Raw genomic sequence first — 22,371 nt, forward strand, 5'->3', positions numbered from 1 at the left:
CGTTCCGCCTCGCTAATCTTCCTCGCGATAGATTGTTTCCTGCAGCGGGTGGTCCGTCAGGGCCTCATAGGCCTTGCTGACCGTGCCTACTGGGGAGACATGGAGGAGGAAGGGCACGGTCCAGTCCGCCTCGGTGGTCGCATACTCCTCCGGCACCAGCACCCGCTGGAGGTGCTTCTTCTGGGCCGCCTCGAGCTTCAGGCCGATGCCGTCCACCGGGCCGATCTGGCCGTCGGGGGCGATGGTTCCGGTGATCACGCGATCGGTGGGGATGGTGTCGCCCTTCGCCAGCGCCGCCACGGTCAGCCCGACCATGGCGGACAGGCTCCCTCCCGACACGGTGCGGCCCGGGGCCAGCGCGGCTAACGACACGCTCCAGGAATCGGGGTTCAGGTTGGCCAGCTTGGCCGTCCGCACGATTGCCGACAGGACCTCGGTCTGCGCCGAGATGGAGAACCGGCCGGGCTGCGTGTGGAAAGTGACCTGTATCCCACGCTGATCGGAGCGCTGCTCAAGGGCCACGACCAGCTCCGTGACTGCGCCAACCGGGTGGCGCGAGTGGTTGAGCGTCGTCGCGAGCACGCGGATCAGTTGCACCTTCGTGAAAGGAGCGTCTCGCGAAGGGCTGGCTTCAGCCGGATAGGGGCAGAAGGCGGCGGCGGACAGCACGACCGCGCCGAGCAGCACACGGGCCGCAGGAGGCCTGTGACTTTCCCGGCAAGAGGGACTTGACCCTGTTCCCTTTGGCGAATTCATACGTCTCGCCCTTCGGTCGGGGAACGTAGAGTTACTATACACCGCCAGGGCCACCCCTGCAACAGATCTCACGGCGCGCCGGCCGGCCGCTCGTGTCCCCGATTCGCGTTGGGTGATGTCCGTGGAGGTTCGTCCCGCCGCAGGGCTCAAGGCCCCCGCCGCCGCGCCGATAACCTAACGAGCCGTCTCTCGCTCATCGTTGATCGCTCCGCGTTTGCATGAGGAGGGCCACCATGTGTCCGCGATGCCAACGCGCGTCCCTACTCCCGCTCGGGGCATTCTGGATCTGCGACATCTGTGGGCTTGTGATCGTTGACCAGGCAGCCGCGCACCAGCCCGTGAGGCCGGCGGGGACGCCTGAGGCCCCGTCCGCGCAGGCGCCCGTCTCGGGGAGCTGAGCGCCGCGGGATCAGGTACCCCTGCGGAACGGCGGCGGCGGCGGGCCTCCGTCGCGACCCGTTTCTAACGTTCCTGTCCAATTTTGATAGCGACCCTGTACGAAAGGTCGCCTTCGCCTCGCTCGCTCTCCTCCGGCGCTCCAAGGAAGGAACGTGAAAGCAACGGCTTCCGACGCCGATCGGGAAGACGGCGCCTGGCATCGCGATTGCTTGACACTATGAAAGGGTATAGGGTTGACGCCTGGCATCGAGCGACCGCCGGCGCACGGAGCCGAAGACGGGACCTTGGGCTCGGAACTCGTCCACCACGGAGGTCTGCCATGTCCTGGCTGATGGGGATCGCGCTGCTCGGGCCGATTCTGGTCTTCGCGTGTCTGCTGGCGCTGGAATGGCGGCATCGCCGCCTGCGGCGCCGGGCTCTTCAGCCTCCGCGCGGCCACGGGTGATTGCCCCCGGGAACGGCGGCTCCCGGTGGCCGCAGCCCCCGCCCACGCGCATCTCGCTCTGAGGCTTGCCCTGAGGAACCTCTACGTACGCCGTTCGGCGTATTGTCCCCGGAACGGTTTTTATGGTCTCTGCTGGGTGGCGCCCGGAGTCCGCCCGGCGCAGGGGCGGCGATGCCGCCCCGCCGGTGGCTGGTCTGGGGAGGCGATGGCGGAGGAGGAGGACGAGAGGACAGGAGGGCGGGATGCGGATCGGGGAAGGCTTGCGGCGAATCACGCTGGGCGTCCTGGGGGCGGCCTGGCTCACCGCCCCAGCCGTGGCGGCGGAGCTCCCTGCGGCCCCGCAGCTCCGGTTGGAGACTGGCATGCATACGGAGGTCATCCGGCGGATCGGCGTGGACGCAACCGGCCGGCTGCTGGTCACGGCCTCCCGGGACAAGACCGTACGGCTCTGGGAGCTGCCGAAGGGCCGGCTCCTGCGCGTCCTGCGGCCGCCAATCGGCGACGGAAACGACGGCAAGCTCTACGCGGTGACTCTGTCGCCGGACGGCCGGACGGTCGCCTGCGGCGGCTTCACCGGCGCCGCGGACGAGCCCAAGAGCATCTACCTGTTCGATGCGCCGAGCGGGCGCCTCGTGCGCCGGATCGGCGGCCTGCCCGAGGCGGTCAACCACCTGGCCTACTCCGCGGACGGGCGGTGGCTGGTGGCGACCCTGGGCGGCGGGCACGGGATCCGGGTCTACCGGACCGGCGACTACGCGCAGGTGGCGCAGGACCAGCGGTACGGGTCCGCGAGCCATGGGGCGGACTTCGATCGGCAGGGGCGGCTCGTCACGTCGTCCTGGGACGGCTACCTCCGTCTCTATTCGCCGACCTTCCAGTTGCTCGCCAAGGCCCGGGCGCCCGGCGGCGTGCAACCGCTGCAGGTGAGCTTCTCGCCGGACGGCGCCAAGGTTGCAGTCGGGTTTGCGGACTCGCCGCAGGTGAACGTGCTGTCAGCGGGCAACCTAGCCCTGCTCTATGCCCCGGACACGCGCGAGGTGAGCCCGGAGCAGCGGCTGAGCAGCGTGGCCTGGTCGGCGGACGGGCGTACGCTCTATGCGGGCGGCACCTTCGCGCGCAACGACACAATCGTGGTCCGCGCCTGGAGCGAGGAGGGCCGGGGGGCTGCGATGGATGTCCCGGCTGCGGGGAACTCGATCCAGCACCTGCTCCCGCTGAACGAGGGCGGCGTGGTCTATGCGACTTACGACCCCGCCTTCGGCGCGCTCGATGCGGCCGGCCAGCGGACGCTCTTCGTCGGGCCGTCCACGGCGGACTACCGCGCGGTGTTTGAGGGCGGCTTCCTGGTGTCGGCGGACGGCGGCACCGTGCGGTTCGGCTATGAGTTCCAGGGCCGGGCGCCTGCCCGCTTCTCGATCGCGACCCGGGTGCTGGAAACGGATCCCCCACCAGACGGGACGCTGGCTGCGCCGGTCACCGGCGCACCCGGGCTGGAGGTCACTGGCTGGCAGGATACGACGGCGCCGCGGCTCAACGGGCGGCCGCTCCCACTGGAGCCGGCGGAGCGGGCCCGCAGCCTGGCGCTGGCCCCCGGTGGGTTCATCTTCCTGGGAACCGAGTGGTACCTGCGGGTCTTCGACCGGACCGGCCAGCCGCGGTGGGCGGTCCCCCTGCCCGGCGCGGCCTGGGGCGTGAACGTAACGGGCAATGGCCGGATGGTCGTCGCCGCGCTCGCCGACGGGACGCTCCGCTGGTATCGGCTGCGGGATGGGAAGGAGCTGCTCGCGTTCTTCCCTCACGCGGATCGGAAGCGGTGGGTCCTGTGGACCCCGACGGGCTACTACGACACCTCGCCGGGCGGTGAGGACCTAATCGGCTGGCACCGGAACAACGGCCGGGATGCCGAGGCGGACTTCTTTCCCGTCGGGCAGTTCCGGAGCGTGTTCTACCGCCCGGATGTGGTTGCGCGGGTGCTCGACACCCTGGACGAGAGCGAGGCGCTCCGGCTCGCCAACGCGGAGGCCGGGCGTCAGCCGCCGGACGTCGCGCTAGGCCAGCGGCTGCCGCCCGTGGTGACGATCCACTCGCCCGTGGACGGGACCGAGGTGAACCAGTCCGAGATCCTCGTCCGGTTCACGGTCCGGTCGCCCTCTGGGGAGCCAGTCACCGCCGTCAAGGCGCTGGTGGACGGCCGGCCTCTGGCCACGACCCGCGACATCAAGGTGCAGGGGCGCAAGCCGGGGGTCGAGCCAGAGGCCAAGGAGCTGCGGGTGACGATCCCGCCGCGGGACACGGAGATCGGGATCATCGCCGAGAACCGCTTCGCCACGAGCCAGCCTGCGACCGTGCGCGTCATGTGGCGGGGGCCGAACCCCGAAGAGTTCGTCGTCAAGCCCACGCTCTATGTGCTCGCTGTCGGCGTGAGCCAGTATGAGAACAAGGAATGGGCGCTCGGGCTCGCCGCCAAGGACGCCCAGGACTTCGTCGCCACCATCCAGAAGCAGAAGGGAGGGCTCTACAGGGATGTCGTGGCGAAGGTCCTGACTGACGCGCAGGCGACCAAGGACGGGATTCTGGACGGGTTGGAGTGGATCCAGCGGGAGACCACCGCCAAGGATGTCGCAATGGTCTTTCTGGCCGGGCATGGCGTGAACGACCCGAGCGGCACCTACTACTTCCTACCGGTCAACGCCGACACGGAGAAGCTCAAACGGACTGGCGTGATCTTTGCGGATATCCTAGCCACGGTCCACGCGCTGGCGGGCAAGACGCTCGTCTTCCTCGATACCTGCCATTCCGGGAACATCATGGGCATGCGCCGGGGCGTCGCGGACATCACCGGCGTCGTGAACGAATTGGCGAGCGCCGAGAGCGGCGCCGTGGTCTTCGCCTCCTCGACCGGCCGACAGTACTCGCAGGAGCGCCCGGAATGGGGGAACGGCGCGTTCACCAAGGCACTGCTGGAAGGGCTCGACGGCAAGGCCGATTTCCTCGGCAAGGGCAAGATCACCGTCAACATGCTCGATGCCTGGCTCGCCGATCGGGTCAAGGAACTGACCCAGGGTACCCAGACCCCGACCACGTCTAAGCCGAAAACAGTCCCCGACTTCCCGATCGCGCTGCGGCCGTGAGGCGGGCGCGCGGACCATCTACTCGAGAGGCGACGATGCGACTTCGAGACGCACTGTTCACCGGGGGCCTGACCGTGGCCAGTCTCCTGCCCGCCAGGGCGGGCGAGCCGCCCACCGAGCCAATCCTCCGCATCGAGAGCGGGACCCACACGGCCCGGATCGGCCGGATCGGCGTGGACGCCGCGAATCGGGTTCTCGTGACCGGCTCGGACGATAAGACCGCCCGGGTCTGGGACCTGGCGACCGGACGGCTCCTGCAGATCCTCCGGCCGCCGATCGGCGAGGGCAATGAAGGCAAGATCTATGCGGTGGCGATCTCCCCGGACGGCCGGACGGTCGCGGCCGGCGGTTGGACGGGATATGCCTGGGACGGGAGCCACTCCGTATACCTCTTCGACCGCGCGACGGGGCGGCTGCTCCGGCGCCTGGCGGGCCTCGACAACGTGGTGGATCACCTGGTCTACAGTCCGGATGGCGCGCGCCTCGTCGCGCTGATCAAGGGGAGCGGGATCCGCGTGTATCAGACCTCGGACTATACCCTGGTCGGAGAAGACCGCGAGTACACCAGCGACAGCTATGGTGCCGACGTGGACTGGGCCGGCCGGCTGGTGACGAGCTCATGGGACGGCTGGATCCGGCTCTACGACCGGACGCTCCGGCTGCTCGCCAAGCGGCGGGCGCCCGGTGGCACGCGGCCGTTCGGCGTCCGCTTCTCCCCGGACGGGACGAAGGTCGCCGTGGGATTCGACGATTCGCCCAGCGTGAACGTCCTTTCCGCTGCCGACCTGACCCTGTTGTACGCCCCGGACACGAGTGACGTGAGGAGCGGGGATCTATCCAAGGTTGTCTGGTCCGCTGACGGTCGCCGGCTCTACGCGGGGGGCCGGTACTACGTGGACGACCTGAACCCGATCCGAGTCTGGACCGAGGGCGGGCGGGGCCGGGCCACCGACCTGCTAGCCGCCAAGGATACCATTATGGACCTCCAGCCCCTCGACGACGGCGGGGTGGTGTTTGGAGCCGCCGATCCAGCCTTCGGGGTCTTTGACGCGCGGGGCCGCCGGACGCTCGTCGTGCCGCCGGCGATCGCCGATCACCGGAGCAACCAGGCGGGGTTTCTCGTGGCTCAGGACGGCACCGCGGTCCAATTCTCCTACGACGTGGGAGGCCGCTCGCCCGCCCAGTTCTCGCTGGCCACCCGGTCGCTGGACATGGATGGCACGGGCGGCGCCGCGCTGACCGCGCCGGTCACGTCGGCGCCCGGGCTCGCGGTCACTGATTGGCAGAACAGCGTCGCCCCCAAGCTCAACGGCAGTCCGCTACCGCTCGAGCCCTATGAGACGACGTTTAGTCTGGCCGTGGCGCCGGACGGACAGACCTTTCTCCTAGGCACGCACTGGTACCTGCACCTCTTCGACCGCACGGGTCGGGAGCTCTGGCAGGTGGCGACCCCCGGGGTTGCCTGGAGCGTCAACATCGCGGGCAACGGCCAGGTGGCGGTGGTCGCCCTCGGCGACGGGACGATTCGCTGGTACCGCCTGCGGGACGGAAAAGAACTGCTCGCCTTCTTTCCGCACAACGACCGGAAGCGCTGGGTGCTGTGGACGCCCTCCGGCTACTACGACGCGGCGCCGGGCGCGGAGGAGCTGATCGGCTGGCGGCTCAACCGGGGCAAGGACCAGGCCGGCGACTTCTTCCCCGTGGGACAGTTCCGGAGCACCTACTACCGGCCGGACGTGGTCGCCAAGGTGCTGGAGACGCTGGATGAGGGCGGGGCGATCCGGGCAGCCAATGCCGAGAGCGGGCGCAAGGGGGCCGCCGTCCCGCTCACGCAGCAGCTCCCGCCGGTGGTGACGATTCTGGCGCCGGCGGCGGGGGCGGCGGTGGCCGGGGCGGAGGTGCTGGTGCGCATCGCGATCCGCTCGCCCTCGGGCGAGCCGGTGACGGTGATCAAGGCGCTGGTGGACGGGCGGCCGGTGATGGTCGAGCGGGGGGTGGCGGTGCTGGGTCCTGCGACTCAGCGACCTGGCTCAGGGCAGGCTGGCTCGGGACCGGCTTCGGCCGGTCCCGAGCAAGGGGAGGGGGTGCGGGAACTGCGGGTGCCGATCCCGGAGCGGGATGCGGAGATTGCGATTCTGGCCGAGAACCGCTTCGCGGTGAGCGAGCCCGCCCTGGTCCGGGTGCGCTGGCGCGGGCGGGCCACCGGGAACGAGGCTGTCATCAAGCCGAAGCTCTACGTACTTGCGATCGGGATCAGCGCGTATCAGCGGGAGGAGTTGCGGCTGGGGTTCGCTGCGAAGGATGCGCGGGATTTCGCCCGGGCCATGGCGCGGCAGCAGGGCGGGCTGTACGAGGCGGTGGAGACCAAGGTGCTGACCGACGGGCAGGCCACGAAGGAGAACATTTTGGATCATCTGGACTGGTTGCTCAAGCAGACGACGGGCAAGGATGTGGCGATGGTGTTTCTGGCGGGGCACGGGGACACCGACGTGAAGGGCAAGTACTACTTTCTCCCGGTCAATGTGGATCCGGAGCGGCTGATGGCGACGGGGGTGCCGTACACGGACCTGAAGGAGACGGTGGAAGCGTTGGCCGGCAAGGTGTTCGCGTTCGTGGACACGTGCAAGGCGGGCAACGTCCTGGGCAAGCGGCGGGGCGGGGCGGACATCAATCAGCTCGTGCACGAGCTGGCGAACGCGGACAGCGGGGCGGTGGTGTTCACGGCGGCGACGGGCCGGCAGGCGTCGCTGGAGCATCCCGACTGGGGGAATGGGGCGTTCACGAAGGCGCTGGTCGAGGGGCTGAACGGCCAGGCCGACCTGTTCGGCCGGGGCACGATCACGATCACGAGCCTCGAGGCCTACATTGCCGAACGGGTGAAGGCATTGACGAAGGGCAAGCAGACGCCGACGACGGCCAAGCCGAAGACGGTTCCCGACTTTACCATTGCCCTGAAGCCGTGAGCTGGAAGGGAGCGGGCTCGCGGCGAGTCTACCGAGTCCCCGCCGAGACGGCCCGTGCCAGTCAGCGCGGTTCGTTCAAGTTTCTCTCCATGTCGGCCGAGAGTGTCTATAACGCACCCATTCGCTGGAGCCGAGCTACGATGCCGCTGTCCTGCGACGAGCGCGAGCTGGGCCAGTTTATCCCGCTTCACTACCACTACAACATGCTCAACGACCGGGCGCGGATGGTCGGGTTCCAGGCTGCCCTGGCACGCCTCGTGCGGCCCGGCGCCCGCGTGCTGGAACTAGGGGGCGGGACGGGGGTCCTGTCCTTCTTTGAGGCTCAGCGCGCCGCCAGGGTCTGGTGCGTCGAGCGCAACCCCCAACTTGTGCGGGAGGCGCGGCGCCTCCTCGGGCTGAACGCCGGCGGCGGGATGATCGAGGTCGTCGAGGCCGACGCGTTCGAGTACCTGCCACCGGAGCCGGTGGATCTCGTGATCTGCGAGATGCTGCATGTGGGCTTGCTGCGGGAGCAGCAGATTCCTGTCCTCGCCTCGTTCAAGGCCCGGTACCTGGGGCGGTTCGGTGGCCCGCTGCCGACCTTCGTCCCGGAGGCAACCCTGCAGGCCGTCCAGCCGGTGCAGCAGTGCTTCGACTTCCACGGCTATTACGCACCGACGGTGCTGTTCCAGGATCCGACCGTGACCCAGCCCGCCACCAGGGAGCTCGGCGAGCCGGCGCTCTTCCAGCGAATCATCTACGAGGAGCCGCTGCCGGACCGGTGTGCCTGGGACGGGCTGCTGACCGTCCGGGTCGCGGGGACGTTGAACGCTCTCCGGTTCGCCACCAAGAACCTTCTGGCGATTCTGGTCAACGAGGGGCGCACCGTTGACTGGTTCAATCAGTACCTGATCGTGCCCCTACCCGAGCCCCTTGCTGTGCAGCCAGGCGACCGAGTCGGCGTCCGGTTCGCCTACCGGCCAGGCGATCCGCTGGACGCGCTGTGCCCGGACGTCCGGTTCGCGCCGCCGGGCGCGTGATGTCCTACCCCCCGCCGGTCTCTTCTTGATCGGCCGCCCGTCCGGCGGTAGGATCACAGGCGACGCGGGCGAGGGGCGCGCAGATGCGGCAGGTCCTGGTCCTAGGCGCTGGCAAGGTGGGCTCGCTGATCGCCTGTCTGCTGGCAGAAAGCGGCGACTACCTCATCCACCTGGGCGATGTGAGCCCGGCCGCGCTGGAGCGGCTGGCCGACGAGGCCACCCCCGCGATTGCTCGCCGCCTGCACATGCACGTTCTGGACGTCCGGGACAAGGCGGCGCTGGAAGCCTGCCTGGCCGAGACCCCGTTCGACGCGGTGATCTCCAGCCTGCCCTACTACTGCAACCTGGCCGTGGCCGAGGCCGCCCGCGCGCACGCCCTCCACTACTTCGACCTCACGGAAGACATCACGGTCACCGAGCAGGTCAAGCGCATCAGCGCGGGCGCGGAGCGGGCCTTCGTCCCTCAATGCGGGCTAGCGCCGGGCTTCATCAGTATCGTCGCCAACGAGCTGATCGGCCACTTCGAGTCGGTGGAGACGGTGAAGATGCGCGTGGGCGCGCTCCCAACGAATCCGAACAACGTGCTCAAGTACTCGCTGACCTGGTCCACCGACGGCCTGATCAACGAGTACGGCAACCGCTGCTACGGCATCGAGAACGGCGAGAAGACGGTCTTGCTCCCCCTGGAAGGCTACGAGACGATCACGGTGGACGGGCTGCTCTACGAGGCGTTCAACACGTCCGGCGGGTTGGGCACCCTGGCCGACACCTACGCGGGCCGGATCAAGACCATGAACTACAAGACGCTCCGGTATCCGGGCCACTGTGAGATGATCCAGCTCCTGATGAAGGACCTCAAGCTGAACGAGGACCGGGAGACGCTGAAGCGCATCCTAGAGCGCGCGGTGCCGCAGACGCTCCAGGACGTCGTCCTGCTCTACGTGGCCGTCACCGGCTGGCGCCGGGGGGAGCTGTTCGAGGAAAACTACGTCAAGAAGGTGTACCCGCAGACGATCGCCGGGAAGCGCTGGTCCGCGATCCAGGTCACCACGGCGGCGGGGCTCTGCAGCGTCGTGGACCTGGTGCTGCAGCGGCCCGCGGCCTACCGCGGCTTCGTTACCCAGGAGACCTTCGCGCTGGCTGACGTGCTCGCGAACCGGTTCGGCAGGTATTACAACTGAGGGACGGCTGACGGGGGAAGCCATGGACGTGTTGAAGGAGCTGGGCCTTCAGGCGATCAATCCCGGCGGCTGCTCGGGACCGGGCCGCTGGCTCGCGGGCGAGGGCGGCGTGATCGAGTCCGTCAACCCGGCGACCGAGGAAGTCCTCGCCCGGGTGCAGGCCTGCTCAGCGGAGGACTACGAGACGATTGTCCAGGAGGCGGTCGCCGCCTTCCGGACGTGGCGGATGGTCCCGGCCCCCAAGCGGGGCGAGTTGGTCCGGCTCATCGGGCAGGCGCTGCGCGAGAAGAAGGACGCGCTCGGCAGCCTGGTCGCGATGGAGATGGGGAAGCTCAAGGCCGAGGGCGACGGCGAAGTCCAGGAGATGATCGACATGGCCGACTTCGCCGTCGGCCAGTCACGCATGCTGTATGGCCTGGCCCTGCACTCCGAGCGGCCGCGGCACCGCATGTACGAGCAGTGGCACCCGCTCGGCCCGATCGGGGTCATTACCGCGTTCAACTTCCCCGTGGCGGTCTGGGCCTGGAACGCCTTCCTCGCGGCCGTCTGTGGCGACACGGTCGTCTGGAAGCCCTCGCCGCGGACGCCGCTCTGCGCGATCGCCGTCCAGCACCTCTGCAACCGGGCCATGGCCGAGCTGGGCTCTCCGGGCGTCTTCTCGCTGGTCGTCACGGACCGCGTGGATCTGGCGGAGACGATGGTCCAGGACCGGCGGCTCCCGCTGATCTCGTTTACGGGCTCCGTGCCGGTGGGCCGACGCGTCGCCCAGCTCGTCGCTGCACGGCTGGGGCGGAGCCTGCTCGAGCTGAGCGGGAACAACGCGATCATCGTGGACGAGACGGCTGACCTCGCGCTCGCGATCCCCGCGATCTTGTTCAGCGCGGTGGGGACGAGCGGGCAGCGCTGTACCACGACGCGGCGGCTCATCGTTCACGAGAGCCGCTTCGGCGAGGTCGTCGCCCGCCTGGGCGCTGCCTACCAGCAGGTCAAGATCGGGAATCCCCTGGAGCCGGGCGTGTTGATGGGGCCGCTCGCGAGCCGGGAGGCCGTCCGGGCCTACGAGGCGGCGATCGCGGAGGCGCGGCGGCAGGGCGGGGAGGTGCTCTGCGGCGGGCGTGTCTTGAAGGGCCCAGGGTACTTCGTCGAGCCGACGATCGTACGGGCGCAGAACCACTGGGACATCGTCCAGCGCGAGACCTTCGCGCCGATCCTCTACGTTATGCCCTACCGGAGCCTGGAGGAGGCCGTTGCGCTGCAGAACGGGGTGCCGCAGGGGCTCTCGTCGGCGATGTTCACCCTGGACCTCCGGCATGCTGAGGAGTTCCTCTCGGCCAGAGGAAGCGACTGCGGCATCGCGAACATCAATATCGGCACCTCCGGCGCCGAGATCGGCGGTGCCTTCGGCGGCGAGAAGGAGACCGGGGGTGGCCGCGAGTCCGGCTCCGACGCCTGGAAGGCCTACATGCGCCGCCAGACCGTCACGATCAACTGGGGCACCGAGCTGCCGCTGGCGCAGGGCATCAAGTTCTGGCCCTGAGGGCCGCCCGGTCGTTCCCCGGGGGCCTGACCCTTAAGGTTCTTCCCGCTCCGACCGATCTTATCGGATAGGACCACTGCGGGGGCCTAGCTATGGCTACAGGTGAAATCGTCCAGCTTCCCGTGGCCGATCCGATCGCCGTGGGCGCGGCCGGGTCCGCGACTCACCGGGGCAGCGGCCGGGAGCCGAAGCCGGGCCGGACCCGGTCCCGGTCAGCGGCGGCCGAGCCCGCGCCGCCAGCCGCCGAGAGGCTGGCCGCCGACTCCGCGGGCGAGCCGGCACACCGGATTGATGTCCTCGCATGACGCCATCCTGCCCGTCCCGCGCGCGCTGGCCGCCGGTGTCGCGCTCCTGCTCGGCTTGACGCTCCCGGCCGGAGCCCAAGACTGGCTCCAGGGCGATGACCAGCGGATCGTCCAGGTCTTGACCGTGGACGGGACTGCGGTCGAGGGCAGGGTCGTGGGCGGGATCCTCACGGTCCGGACCGCCGCCTATGACATCCTCACCGCTGGCGAAGACCTCATCGTCTGGACCTACCAAGGGAACCGATCGCGGTTGACCAGGGTCAAGTAAGCCCAGCGCGCGGCCGTCGCCGCCTGGAACGAAGGGCCGAAAGTTTCAGCCGGGCCGGCGGGTTGGGGTATAATGGCTCGACTTTTTGTCTTCACGCAGGACCCGCCGGATGATCGCCGTTTCCCATCTCACCATGCGCCTGGCTGCGGGCAGCCACGTCGTCACGGTCCTGGACGACATCAACCTGGAGATCCCGCATAAGCAGGTGGTCGCGATCGTCGGCCCCTCCGGCAGCGGGAAGTCTACGCTCCTGGGGCTGATCGCCGGGCTGGACAAACCGACCGCCGGATCCATCCGGCTTGACGGCGTGGAGATCACGAGCATGCCCGAAAGCCGGCTGGCCCGCTTCCGGCGCCAGAAGATCGGCTATATCTTCCAGGCCTTCCACCTGATCCCCACGCTCACGGCGCTGGAGAACGTCGCGGTGCCGCTCGAGCTGAGCGACGACCCCGACGCACGCCGGCGCGCCGCCGACCTGCTCGGGGCGGTGGGGCTGCGGGACCGGCTCGACCACTATCCGGTCCAGCTCTCCGGCGGCGAGCAGCAACGCGTGGCCGTCGCGCGTGCCTTCGCCTGTCGGCCGCCGATCCTGCTCGCGGATGAGCCCACCGGCAACCTGGATTCGGCCAATGGCCGCCAGGTGATCGACCTCCTGCTCGGGCTCAACCGCGATCACGGGAGCACCCTCGTCCTCGTGACCCACGATCCTGACCTCGCCGCCCACGCCGAGCGGATCGTCTCGCTCCGCGACGGCCGGATCGAGGGGGACGACGTTTCATAGAGAGGAGCCAGATTCGCTCCGTGATGCTGTTGCCCCTTCGCATGGCCTGGCGCGAGACGCGGGCGGCCTGGCGCCACTTCCTCTACTTCTTCGTCTGCATCGCGCTGGGAGTCGGCGCGGTGGTCGGCGTCGGCCTGTTCGGGAGCGCCATGCAGCAGGCCGTGACGCGAGAAGCGCGCGCCCTTCTGGGCGGGGACCTGGAGGTCCGGCTCGCCCATGCCTTGAGCCCGAGCGGCGAAGCCGTGCTGACAGGGCTTGCGGACCGGGGCATCGCCGTGACCCGTGTGAGCGAGCTGGCTGCGATGGCGGCGGTGGTGAACCGGGGGAACGGCCTGGGTGGACGGCTCAGCCAGCTCGTCGAGCTGAAGGCCGTCGGAGACGGCTATCCGTTCTACGGGACGCTCACGGTCGAGCCGCCGCGGCCGCTCGCTGAGTTGTTGGCGCCGGAGCCGGCCTGCGCCGTGTCCCGCGCCCCGCGTCCCGCGCCCTGCTATGGGGTCGTCGTCCAGGAATCCCTCCTGATCCGGCTGGGGCTCGCGGTAGGCGATCCGCTTAAGATCGGCGAGGCGGTTTTCACCATCACCGGAATCCTCCGAAAGGAACCCGATCGAGCGGTGAGCCTGTTCAGTCTGGGGCCGCGGGTGATCGCGTCCCGTGCCGGGCTAGAGGCGGCGCAGCTCGTCAAGCCCGGCAGCCGCGTGCGGGAGCGGTACCTGGTGCGGGTCCCTGCCGGCCTCCCGCTCGACCCGCTCCTCTACGAGCTGCGTGGCCGGCTGGCCGGGGAATCGGCCCGGGTGCTGCCCTACCAGGACGCGCAGCCGCAGCTTCGGCGGTTCCTCGACCAGCTCACGCGGTATCTGGGCCTGATCGGCCTGACCGCGCTCTTCGTGGGCGGGATCGGGGTCGCGAGCACGGTCCACGCGTTCCTCCGGGAAAAGCTCCAGACGATCGCGATCCTCAAGACGCTGGGCGCCGACTCGGGCGCGATCACCCGCGTCTATCTTCTGCAAACGCTCCTCCTCGGGCTCGTGGGGAGCCTGGCCGGCGCCGCGCTGGGCGTGGTGCTCCAACGCCTGTTGCCCCTGTTGATGGCGGATCTCCTGCCGCCCGGCGCGATCGAGCTGGCCAGCGGGCCGGCCCTCCCATCCCTCGCGCCGTTGGTCAAGGGGATCGCGATGGGGCTCCTCACGACGCTGCTCTTCACCCTCTGGCCGCTGCTTGGCATCCGCACCGTCCGGCCGTCTGCCGTCCTGCGCCGCGAGGTCGCGCCGACGGAGGACCCGGCCGCACCCGGCTGGCGCGGCCGGCTGCAAGCGAGCGGGCTTGTGGATCCGTCGCGGCTGCTCGCGGCCGGCGGCATCGTCGCCGGGCTGGCCGGGCTCGCGATCTGGCAGGCCGGGAACTGGCGGGTCGGGCTCCTGTTCCTTAGCGGACTTTTTGCGGCGGTCGCCGCGCTCCGGCTCGCGACAGGCCTGCTTGTGCACGGGCTCACGCGCACGGCAACCGGCGCGCGGTCGCTGGCGGTCCGTTACGCCCTGGGCAACGTCGCGCGCCCCGGCAGCCAAGCCGCCGGGGTGGTCGTCGCGGTGGGACTCGGCGTCATGGTCGTCGTGACGGTGTCGCTGCTGCAGCGAGCGTTGGTGCGCCAGCTCGGGGAGCACCGCCCCGCCGACGCCCCGAGCTTCTTCTTCATTGACATTCAGCCCGATCAGAAGGATCGCGTCCTCGAGCTGCTCCGCGCGCAGACCGGCGACGCGAGTCCGGAGGCGACGCCGCTGGTCCGCTCGCGGCTCGCTGCAATCAACGGCCGGCCGGTCTCGGCGGAGGAGGAGCGGAAGCCGGGGCCGGGCCGCGAGCGCGAGAGCCGGGCGACCTGGTACCGCAGCCGGGAGTATGTCCTGACGTTCCGGGAAGAGCTGCCGAGGGACAACCGGATCATCCGGGGGACCTGGTGGCGGCGGGGGGAGCCGGCCGGCCGGAACTGGGTGTCGGTGGAGGAGGACGCGGCGCGGAACCTAGGCGTGGACCTCGGCTCGACGCTCGCGTTCGACATCCAAGGAACGACGGTCTCGGGCGAGGTGCGGAGCATCCGGTCCGTTCAGTGGGAGACCCTCTCGACGAACTTCTTCATGATCCTCTCGCCGGGGTCGCTCGAGGGCGCCCCCGTCACCTACGTGGCGACCGTGCGCGTTCCGCCTGAGCAGGAGGTGCCGGTCCAGCAGGCCGTGGTGGCAGCCTTCCCGAACGTGACGGCCATCAATATCCGGGACGTGCTCGAGAGCTTCATGCGGATCGTCGAGCGGCTCTCGCTCGCGGTCCGCGCGATCGCGCTGTTCTGCATCGCGACCGGCGGGCTCGTGCTGGCCGCGGCACTCTCCACGACGCGCTACCGGCGGCTCTACGAGTCGGTGATCTTCAAGGCCCTCGGCGCGACGCGCGGGCTGCTCGCCTGCACCTATGCCATCGAATACGCCCTGTTGGGGCTCGTGGGCGGGCTGATCGGAGTGCTGCTCGCGAGCCTGCTCTCCTGGGGCATCCTCGAATGGATCTTCGATCTGGCCTGGACGCTCCAGCCAGACGTGCTCGCCGCCGGCCTCCTGCTCACGGTCCTTCTCACCCTCGCGGTTGGCTTCCTCGCCACCTTCCGCCTGCTGGGCGAACGCCCGCTGGCGGTCCTGCGGCAGGAGTAACAAGAGCGCGCGTGGCAGTGGTAAACAAGATTCGGGAAGTCGTCCCCCGGCGTCGGCGGGGTGGGGCGGTGGAAAACGGGGGCCGCCCGGGCTCGACGCACGCGGCCGCTCCCTCCTGTCCAGTGCCCGCAGGTCTCCGCCCGATCTGGTGCTCTCTCAGCTCGGTTGGAAGCTCCGCCGGGAGCCGAATGGCGCGACGCCTTCCGGCCGACTTCGTGCCGATCCCCCCGGAGGACGTCTTTCATGAGCAGCGGCGTCGTCCCGCTCAGCAACTGGGTTGCCGCGCTCTGGCCGGTCCCCCTTTTATTGTGGAGGTTCGAGCTCGTGCGGTTACGCGGCGGTGCCCCCTTTCCCGGTCACGGGGACGCTAGCCCTGTCGCCTGCCGACGGTGCCGATACCACATACTCGAACTGGGTCGGGTGGCGGAGGATCACCTTGCCTTCCCGGCTGAGCCGGTCCACGGCGAGGAAGACCTCGTTCCCCGTAAAACGAGGCCGCGCCTGGACGAGCACGTCCAGCGTGGCACAGCCTCGTCCATGGAGTCTGTGCAAGACGGCCAACTCGATTTCCGGTCTGCTGGCCATGGGGCGCCTCCTTTACCATCAATGGCGGGGTGACACACCGAAGAGAGGCATCAGGTGGAGGCTACGCGGAGGCCGATGGGGAGGCAATCGGGAAGATGCCTGATCGGGTTCCGGTAAAGACCCGAGCGCGAAGGCGCTCGCGAAGGGCAACCGTCCTCGGGACAAGAGGGGCTGAGCGGCAGGGACAACGAGTTAGGCGGGGGCGGCAGGTGGCCCGAAAAATGCGTCGTCACGAGGTGGCTGCACGATCCCCCGTTGGGGTCACCCTTGATACAGCCCGAGCCGTATGACTTTCCGACGAGCGGCAGGTTGGCAAGCGTCGCAGGGTGGTTCAGCAACTGCCAGAGCCCATCGAGGAAAAGGCCATCGTCTGACCGCGGATAGACGCACAAGAATCCTGTGAGCGGCACCACCCCGCGCGATTGCGCACGAACCGAGCATGTCGGCGCCCGAGGTAAGCGAACAGAATCGGCGGAGCCTTGCGGAACTCCATCTTGTACCAGGGATGCCGGGAGGCAATGAGGGGGCGGCTCTGCAAGCCCTGGCGCTTTCCTTCTTTGAGATAGCGTCGTACGGCCGCCGGAAAGCACTCCAGGGGGCGCCCATCCGGACAAAAGAGGAGCGTCGGCCGGCCCGACGCCTCCAGGCGCGCCAGCAGGTCTTCGTCGATCGCATCTCCGGGCGCATTCCGGGTCCGGCCGATCGCGCGCGTGAGGAAGCTGTCCGGGATCCCCAGCGTCTCGGCCTGTGCTCGGGTCAGAAAGAAGAACTCGTTTGCGCCAGTGGCTACCCCTCGACGCACTGTGGCCAAGTCCCGAAGAGACGGCCCGGCGACGCGGCCCTCGATTGGAGGCCTGGAGAGACCTGTGCCGAGCCCTTCGGCCAGCTCACGCTGGTACACCACAAGCCCCTGCTTAGGCCGATGTCGGAAGGCAGAAAGCGTCCATCGCTTCAATTCCGCTGTGCCGGCTTCCCGTACACCGGGCCCAAAAGAATTTTTCCACCGGCGCGGCCCGGCAAATCAACAAGACGAGAGCATTGGTGTCTACACCAGGGAATGGCGAGGCTTCGGCATCGAAGGAGACTACGTCATCGAGGCGGTAGTGTTGTGAGATCCAGCCCCAGAGGAGCGGGGCGAACACGCCCTCCAAGGTGTCGGCGGGCATGATGAAAGCGAGCCGTCCCTCCCGAGGGTCGAGGAGTTGCAAGGCCTGGAGCAGGAAGTAGATGTGAAGGCCGGCTCGGCCATCGAGTGGTTGGCCGAGCAGACGCACACAAAAGGCTCGCAGCCTCGCCTTGAGCGTCGCCGGAAGCCGATGGTGCCGAATATAGGGTGGATTAGCGACGATGGCCTTGAAAGGGCCGCGGGGAGGGTCGAGAAGGAAATCCCGGAGTTCGACCTGTCGGAGGTCGCAACCGAAAGTCCCGCCGCCCGCGCCTCGGTCAAGGCTTGCGGATCGATCTCGGTGCCCAGCCGTGTGTCCGCACCGTCACAGGACCAGCCAGGTCGCCAGCGCCAGGAACAGCCCCATGCTCGCCACGTCGGTCGCGGTCGTGAGGAAGATGCTGGAGGCAGTGGCCGGATCGGCGCCGGCTCTTTTGAGGATCAGCGGGACCAGCGCGCCGGAGACCCCACTGACCACGCAGCTCCCGACCATCGCCAGGAAGACGACAGCGGCCAGCAGGACAGCGGCCTCATGGTGCTGGAACGAGGCGTAGAGGTACATGCCCAAGCCGGCGGTCAGCCCTACCAACAGGCCGTTCAGCAGCCCGAGGAGCGCCTCCTTGGAGACGAGCCGCTTCTCCCGGCCGGCCTGCAGCTCGCCCAGGGTGAGCCCGCGCAGGGTCACGGCGAGTGCCTAGCAGCCGGTATTCCCGGACTGGCCGGCCAGGACCGGCAGGAAGACCGCCAGCGCCACCACCTGGTTGATCGTCTCCTCGAAGGCGCCGACGACCGCCGCGGCCACGAAGGCGGTGAGCAGGTTGAGCTGGAGCCAGGGATGGCGGAACTTGAGACTGCGCCACCACGGCGTCGCGACGCGCTCCTCCTCCTCGACGCCGACCATGCGGCCGGGCTGGGCGCTGATCTCGATGGCTTGCTCCTGGAACAGGACGGACCCGCGGACGAGGCCAACCAGCCGGCCCCGTCCGTCGCAGACCGGGTAGACGGGGTAGTGCCGGTGCAACACCTGGCGCATCGCGTCCGCGACCGCCGTCTCGGGGGCGAGCCAGAAGGGGTCGCGGAGCATGATCTCGGCGAGTCGCTGGTGGCGCTCGGCCAGCAGCAGGTCCCGCATGACGAGCACACCGACCAGCCGGCCGTCCGTCTCGGTCACGTAGCCGTACGTGATGAAGGCCTGCTTGACCTGCTCGCGCAATCGCTCCACCGCCTCCTGCGCGGTGAGCTGGGGGGCGAACACGGCGACGGGCGGATCCATCAGCCGCCCGACGCTCCCCTCCGGATAGGCGAGGGCCCGGGTCCAGTGCTCGCGCTGGTCCGCCGGGGCGGCGGCCAGGACGGCCGCGCGGCGGGCCTTCTCCAACCGCGGCAGGAGCTTGATCGCCCGGGCGTGAGGCAGCGACCCGAGGACGGCCGCGGCGCGCGCATCCGATTGCGCTCGGAGCCGATCGAGGGCGTCATCTTCGGGCAACCGTTCGAGCTCGGCGGCGAGTTGCGCGACCTCCGGCTGGTCGGCGCGGCGGGGCTGGACTTCGGCGGAACCGGGCCTGCTCTCCATGGGCATCGTGTCTCCCGTGAGTCGGTGCGGTGCGGGCCGTCGCGCGGCGTCTAGCGCGACAGGAAGTTGGCGAGGCGGGAGCGTTCTCGCTCGCGCAGGGCGACGGCGATCCGAAGCTGCTCCAGGTACTGCGCGAGCGTCTTGCCACCGAGATCAATCTTGCGCTCGGCGAAGAACTGCTGGATATCCCGCTCCCAGTCCGGCGTCGCGAGGCCCACCACCCCGTGGCACATCCGGCGGAGCCCGTTCTTCGGAAAGCGGGCGTCCAGCCGCTCCCAGTTCGCCTTGACGAACTCCCAGGCGAGGCTGCGGCCAGAGACGCTCAGGAGCAGCGCGTGAATGAGGAAGGGGGCGTCCTGCGTCCGGATCTCGTCGGTGAGCGTGCGGGCGAGGGTCTGCTCGATGAGGGCGGGTGAGCGGAAGGCGGCCAGGGCGAAGAGGTAGCGGCGCTCCTCCTGGGGCGTGGCGGCGGTGTGGAACCGCTCGCGGAACTCCTCGTAGCGGGCGGCGTCGCCGGTGTGGGCGAGGATGGCGACGAGCGCTGGGAGCACGTTCGGGTCCACGGGGCTCGGGCCGCCGGCGCCGGCCCTGTGGTGCTCGGCGTACAGCTCGGCGGCGCGCGCCTGCACGGCCGCGTCGTTGCCCAGGGTCCCGATCGCCCGCAAGAGATCGCCGCGGAGCTGGCGCGTCAGCTCGTCCTCGCCGGCTCGGGGCGCCCAGCCCAGTTCGGCGACCGCGGGCCCGAGCCGGTCGCGTACGAGCGCTTCGAGCCTCGGGCGGTCGCGCTCGTCAATGATGCGGTTCAGCGCGGCGAACGACTCGATCAAGAGCGCCCAGACGTTCTTATCCCGCTCGCCGCGGAACCGCGCGGTGATGTCCAGATAGTCCGGGACCGGCAGGAGTCCGGCCACGGCCGCCGCCCAGGCGTCGTTGACGAGGTTGAAGCGATCAATCGCGTCGAGCCGCTCGGGTACGAGCGGCAGCAGCCGCTCCCACAGCTCCGGGCCATACCGGACGCGATAGAACCCATGCCCGCCCTCGTTGACGAGCACCGACTCGAAGCCCGCCGGCAGGGGCAGACGCACCTCCCACTCAGTCAAGAGGAGCCGCCGGGTCTCTGCCTGCCCCTTCGTCATGATACGGAGCTGGATCGGGATGTGCCAGCGCTGGCTGTCCGCGGATGCTGGCCCGGCGCCGCCCGGGTCCGGCGGCGCGGCGGACGCTGGCAGATAGGTGAAGCGCTGCTGCGCCAGCCGGAGCGTCCATCGGGCATCGCCACCCGCCTGTTCGAGAGACGCACTGACCAGCGGGTAGCCGGGCTTGAAGATCCAGCCGTCCATCATGGCGGGGATCGGCTCGCCGGTCGCGCGCGCGAGCGCGGTCCAGAGGTCGCCGGTGTCGGCGTTGCCGTAGGCGTGCGTGCGCAGGTAGTCGCGGATGCCGGCGCGGAAGCGTTCGGGACCGAGGTACTGCTCGAGCATGCGCAGGACCGAGGCGCCCTTCTCGTAGGTGAGCACGTCGAACATGGCGTCCGCGTCCTTCGGCGCGCGGACGGGATATTCGATCGGCCGGGTGCTGTGCAGGCCGTCCACGCCGAATGCCGCCGCCCGCGCCATCCCAAAGGCGGTCCAGCGCCGCCATTCGGGCTTCCACGCGTCCACCGCGAGCATCTCCATGAAGGTCGCGAAGGCCTCGTTGAGCCAGAGCCCGTTCCACCAGGCCATGGTCACGAGGTCGCCGAACCACATGTGCGCGTTCTCGTGGGCGACGACGTCCGCGACGCGCTCCAACTCCGCGTGGGTGGCCGTCCGCTCATCCACGAGCAGGGCGGTCTCGCGGAAAGTGATCGCACCCAGGTTCTCCATCGCGCCCGAGGCAAAGTCGGGGATCGCCAGGAGGTCGAGCTTCTCGGCCGGGTAGGGAAGGCCGTAGTATTCCTCGAAGAACTGGAGCGAGAACGCGGCGATCCGCTGGCCAAACGCGGCCAGCCGCCGCTTGCCCGGGACGCACCAGATCCGGACCGGCGTCTGGCCGACCCACACCGGCTCGGTCGCTTCCAGCTTCCCGACGACGAAGGCGACCAGGTATGTGGACATCGGGATCGTGTCGGCGAAGCGGACGGCGCGCTTCCCCCTTTCCAGCGTCTCGCTGGCGATCGGCGTGTTCGAGACCGCTGTCAGCTCGGGGTCAATCACGAGAGTCGTGGCGAAGATCGCCTTGAAGGCGGGCTCGTCCCAGCAGGGGAAGGCGCGCCGGGCGTCGGTGGCCTCGAACTGGGTGGCGGCCAGCACCTGGGTCCGGCCCGCCTCGTCCTTGTACGTGCTCCGGTAGAATCCGCGCAGCTTGTCGTTCAGCTTGCCCGTGAAGGACAGGCGGAGCCGCCAGGCGCCCGGCTGCAGGGGCACGGGCAGCCGCAGACAGCAGCGCTCCGTCGCCTCGTCCAGCTCCACGCGGGCACGGTGCGAGCCGGCGTCGCCCTCGACGAGGGCCTCGGTCACGTCCAGCTCAGCCGCGTTGAGCAGGATCTCGGTCGTCGGCTGGCGCACGGTGATCGCAATCGTCTCCTGGCCGGCGAACGTCGCAGCGGCCAGGTCGGGCTCCAGCCGAATGTCGTAGCGGGTCGGAACGATGTGCTGGGGAAGCCGATACGGGTCCACGCTGTGCCTCCGCTGATCCGGGCGCTCCGGCTCGTCGGCGAGCGGGCGGCCGGCCTGGGCGCGCCGGTTGCCGGACCAAACCAAGCCGCCCGCCAGCCCGACGGCGCCGAGCCGGAGCGAGGCGACCAGGCCGGCCGCGGCCCGCGCAAGGAGCCCGCGCCTGGTCACGGGAGAGCCGGTCGGCGGGTCGCTCATCTCCGAGCCGCCGCGCCGATTGCGTCCGCGCGCCGCTGCACCTCTACGCCGTGGGGCGTGCCGACGATCAGGGTGTCGGTGTAGCCCACGAACAGCCCGGTCTCGACGACGCCGGGAATCCGATTAAGGCGGACTTCGAGCCCGGGCGGGTCCTCGATCCGGTCGAGGTGGAGATCCAGGATATAGTGCCCGCTCTCGGTCGTAAAGATGCGGCCGCCCTGCTCGCGCAGGACCGCCTTGCCGCCGATCCGCTCGATCTGCCGCGCGGTGCTGCCCCAGCCGAAGGGCACGACTTCGATGGGCAGCGGCATGGGCCGGCCGAGCACGGGAACGCGTTTCGTGTGGTCCACGACGATGATCAGCTTGGCCGCCGCCGCGGCGACGATTTTCTCCTTGAGCAGGGCCCCACCGCCGCCCTTAATGAGGTTGAGCTGCGGGTCCACCTGGTCCGCGCCGTCAATGGCGACGTCGATCGCCCAGGTGTTCTCGGTCTCGACCAACGGGATGCCGACTTCGCGGGCCAGCTCCGCCGTGGCCCGCGAGGTGGCCACGCCCCGAATTTTCAGCCCGGCCCGGACCCGCTCGCCGAGCAGGAGGACGACGTGCCGAGCGGTCGAGCCGGTGCCCAGGCCTACGAGCTGGCCGTCCCGGACGCGGGCGACCGCCGCCTCCGCCGCGCGGCGCTTGAGCTGGTCGAGGTCGTCGGCCGTGCCGGTCACGG

Annotated in this window: 16 protein-coding genes and 1 pseudogene; 10 read left to right on the forward strand and 7 right to left on the reverse strand. The window is 69.5% G+C overall.

Features of this window, described 5'->3' with window-relative positions; all coding sequences use genetic code 11:
* Positions 1-12: 12 nt before the first annotated feature.
* Positions 13-687 carry a S16 family serine protease gene (locus ACWHYQ_RS09465; protein ID WP_447975439.1) on the reverse strand — a complete coding sequence of 225 codons (675 nt, stop codon included), beginning with the start codon at positions 685-687 and terminating at the stop codon, positions 13-15.
* Between the two features lie 787 nt (positions 688-1,474).
* Between ACWHYQ_RS09465 and ACWHYQ_RS09470 the strand changes: the two genes are divergently transcribed.
* From ACWHYQ_RS09470 to ACWHYQ_RS09515, 10 genes are all read left to right on the forward strand, one after another.
* Positions 1,475-1,600, forward strand: coding sequence for a hypothetical protein (locus tag ACWHYQ_RS09470; RefSeq protein WP_447975440.1), 126 nt, complete (start codon positions 1,475-1,477; stop codon positions 1,598-1,600).
* A gap of 242 nt (positions 1,601-1,842) precedes the next feature.
* Positions 1,843-4,731, forward strand: a complete 2,889-nt coding sequence (locus tag ACWHYQ_RS09475; RefSeq protein WP_447975441.1) for a caspase family protein — start codon at positions 1,843-1,845, stop codon at positions 4,729-4,731.
* A gap of 35 nt (positions 4,732-4,766) precedes the next feature.
* Entirely contained in the window at positions 4,767-7,694 is a 2,928-nt protein-coding gene (locus tag ACWHYQ_RS09480) for a caspase family protein (RefSeq protein WP_447975442.1), read from the forward strand.
* Between the two features lie 140 nt (positions 7,695-7,834).
* Entirely contained in the window at positions 7,835-8,713 is an 879-nt protein-coding gene (locus ACWHYQ_RS09485) for a methyltransferase domain-containing protein (RefSeq protein ID WP_447975443.1), read from the forward strand.
* 83 nt (positions 8,714-8,796) lie between these two features.
* Positions 8,797-9,894 carry a saccharopine dehydrogenase family protein gene (locus tag ACWHYQ_RS09490; RefSeq protein ID WP_447975444.1) on the forward strand — a complete coding sequence of 366 codons (1,098 nt, stop codon included), beginning with the start codon at positions 8,797-8,799 and terminating at the stop codon, positions 9,892-9,894.
* A gap of 22 nt (positions 9,895-9,916) precedes the next feature.
* The gene (gene amaB, locus ACWHYQ_RS09495) at positions 9,917-11,431 is read left to right on the forward strand and encodes an L-piperidine-6-carboxylate dehydrogenase (protein WP_447975445.1); all 1,515 of its coding nucleotides are present in this window, start codon (positions 9,917-9,919) and stop codon (positions 11,429-11,431) included.
* A gap of 92 nt (positions 11,432-11,523) precedes the next feature.
* Positions 11,524-11,736, forward strand: a complete 213-nt coding sequence (locus tag ACWHYQ_RS09500; RefSeq protein ID WP_447975446.1) for a hypothetical protein — start codon at positions 11,524-11,526, stop codon at positions 11,734-11,736.
* Positions 11,723-12,004 (forward strand): hypothetical protein, encoded by a 282-nt coding sequence (locus tag ACWHYQ_RS09505; protein WP_447975447.1) that lies wholly within the window; start codon positions 11,723-11,725, stop codon positions 12,002-12,004. The genes ACWHYQ_RS09500 and ACWHYQ_RS09505 overlap by 14 nt, the downstream gene beginning before the upstream one ends.
* A 109-nt stretch (positions 12,005-12,113) precedes the next feature.
* The gene (locus tag ACWHYQ_RS09510; RefSeq protein ID WP_447975448.1) at positions 12,114-12,785 is read left to right on the forward strand and encodes an ABC transporter ATP-binding protein; all 672 of its coding nucleotides are present in this window, start codon (positions 12,114-12,116) and stop codon (positions 12,783-12,785) included.
* A 23-nt stretch (positions 12,786-12,808) separates the two neighbouring features.
* Positions 12,809-15,475, forward strand: coding sequence for an ABC transporter permease (locus ACWHYQ_RS09515; RefSeq protein WP_447975548.1), 2,667 nt, complete (start codon positions 12,809-12,811; stop codon positions 15,473-15,475).
* A gap of 330 nt (positions 15,476-15,805) precedes the next feature.
* On the opposite strand, the gene ACWHYQ_RS09520 is transcribed toward ACWHYQ_RS09515, so the two are convergent.
* The 6 genes and pseudogenes from ACWHYQ_RS09520 to rpiA all read right to left on the reverse strand — a co-directional run bounded on the left by ACWHYQ_RS09520 (position 15,806) and on the right by rpiA (position 22,369).
* Positions 15,806-16,060, reverse strand: a complete 255-nt coding sequence (locus ACWHYQ_RS09520) for a hypothetical protein (RefSeq protein ID WP_447975449.1) — start codon at positions 16,058-16,060, stop codon at positions 15,806-15,808.
* Between the two features lie 914 nt (positions 16,061-16,974).
* Positions 16,975-17,412: pseudogene (locus ACWHYQ_RS09525) on the reverse strand (Eco57I restriction-modification methylase domain-containing protein); the annotation flags it as partial.
* A 138-nt stretch (positions 17,413-17,550) separates the two neighbouring features.
* A complete protein-coding gene (locus tag ACWHYQ_RS09530) occupies positions 17,551-17,910 on the reverse strand; it encodes a magnesium transporter (RefSeq protein WP_447975450.1) in 360 nt (119 codons plus the stop codon).
* 9 nt (positions 17,911-17,919) lie between these two features.
* Positions 17,920-18,798 carry a CBS domain-containing protein gene (locus ACWHYQ_RS09535; protein ID WP_447975451.1) on the reverse strand — a complete coding sequence of 293 codons (879 nt, stop codon included), beginning with the start codon at positions 18,796-18,798 and terminating at the stop codon, positions 17,920-17,922.
* 50 nt (positions 18,799-18,848) lie between these two features.
* Positions 18,849-21,650, reverse strand: coding sequence for a M1 family metallopeptidase (locus tag ACWHYQ_RS09540; RefSeq protein ID WP_447975452.1), 2,802 nt, complete (start codon positions 21,648-21,650; stop codon positions 18,849-18,851).
* Positions 21,647-22,369, reverse strand: coding sequence for a ribose-5-phosphate isomerase RpiA (rpiA, locus tag ACWHYQ_RS09545; protein WP_447975453.1), 723 nt, complete (start codon positions 22,367-22,369; stop codon positions 21,647-21,649). The genes ACWHYQ_RS09540 and rpiA overlap by 4 nt, the downstream gene beginning before the upstream one ends.
* Between the last annotated feature and the right edge of the window lie 2 nt (positions 22,370-22,371).

Source organism: Nitrospira sp. Kam-Ns4a (assembly GCF_965152595.1).

What these genes read in the sequence shown, in the direction of transcription:
- ACWHYQ_RS09470 (WP_447975440.1), top strand. Translation starts at nt 1,475, where the DNA reads ATGTCCTGGCTGATGGGGATCGCGCTGCTCGGGCCGATTCTGGTCTTC.
- ACWHYQ_RS09475 (WP_447975441.1), top strand. Translation starts at nt 1,843, where the DNA reads ATGCGGATCGGGGAAGGCTTGCGGCGAATCACGCTGGGCGTCCTGGGG.
- ACWHYQ_RS09480 (WP_447975442.1), top strand. Translation starts at nt 4,767, where the DNA reads ATGCGACTTCGAGACGCACTGTTCACCGGGGGCCTGACCGTGGCCAGT.
- ACWHYQ_RS09485 (WP_447975443.1), top strand. Translation starts at nt 7,835, where the DNA reads ATGCCGCTGTCCTGCGACGAGCGCGAGCTGGGCCAGTTTATCCCGCTT.
- ACWHYQ_RS09490 (WP_447975444.1), top strand. Translation starts at nt 8,797, where the DNA reads ATGCGGCAGGTCCTGGTCCTAGGCGCTGGCAAGGTGGGCTCGCTGATC.
- amaB (WP_447975445.1), top strand. Translation starts at nt 9,917, where the DNA reads ATGGACGTGTTGAAGGAGCTGGGCCTTCAGGCGATCAATCCCGGCGGC.
- ACWHYQ_RS09500 (WP_447975446.1), top strand. Translation starts at nt 11,524, where the DNA reads ATGGCTACAGGTGAAATCGTCCAGCTTCCCGTGGCCGATCCGATCGCC.
- ACWHYQ_RS09505 (WP_447975447.1), top strand. Translation starts at nt 11,723, where the DNA reads ATGTCCTCGCATGACGCCATCCTGCCCGTCCCGCGCGCGCTGGCCGCC.
- ACWHYQ_RS09510 (WP_447975448.1), top strand. Translation starts at nt 12,114, where the DNA reads ATGATCGCCGTTTCCCATCTCACCATGCGCCTGGCTGCGGGCAGCCAC.
- ACWHYQ_RS09515 (WP_447975548.1), top strand. Translation starts at nt 12,809, where the DNA reads ATGCTGTTGCCCCTTCGCATGGCCTGGCGCGAGACGCGGGCGGCCTGG.
- ACWHYQ_RS09520 (WP_447975449.1), bottom strand. Translation starts at nt 16,060, where the DNA reads ATGGCCAGCAGACCGGAAATCGAGTTGGCCGTCTTGCACAGACTCCAT.
- ACWHYQ_RS09535 (WP_447975451.1), bottom strand. Translation starts at nt 18,798, where the DNA reads ATGGAGAGCAGGCCCGGTTCCGCCGAAGTCCAGCCCCGCCGCGCCGAC.
- ACWHYQ_RS09540 (WP_447975452.1), bottom strand. Translation starts at nt 21,650, where the DNA reads ATGAGCGACCCGCCGACCGGCTCTCCCGTGACCAGGCGCGGGCTCCTT.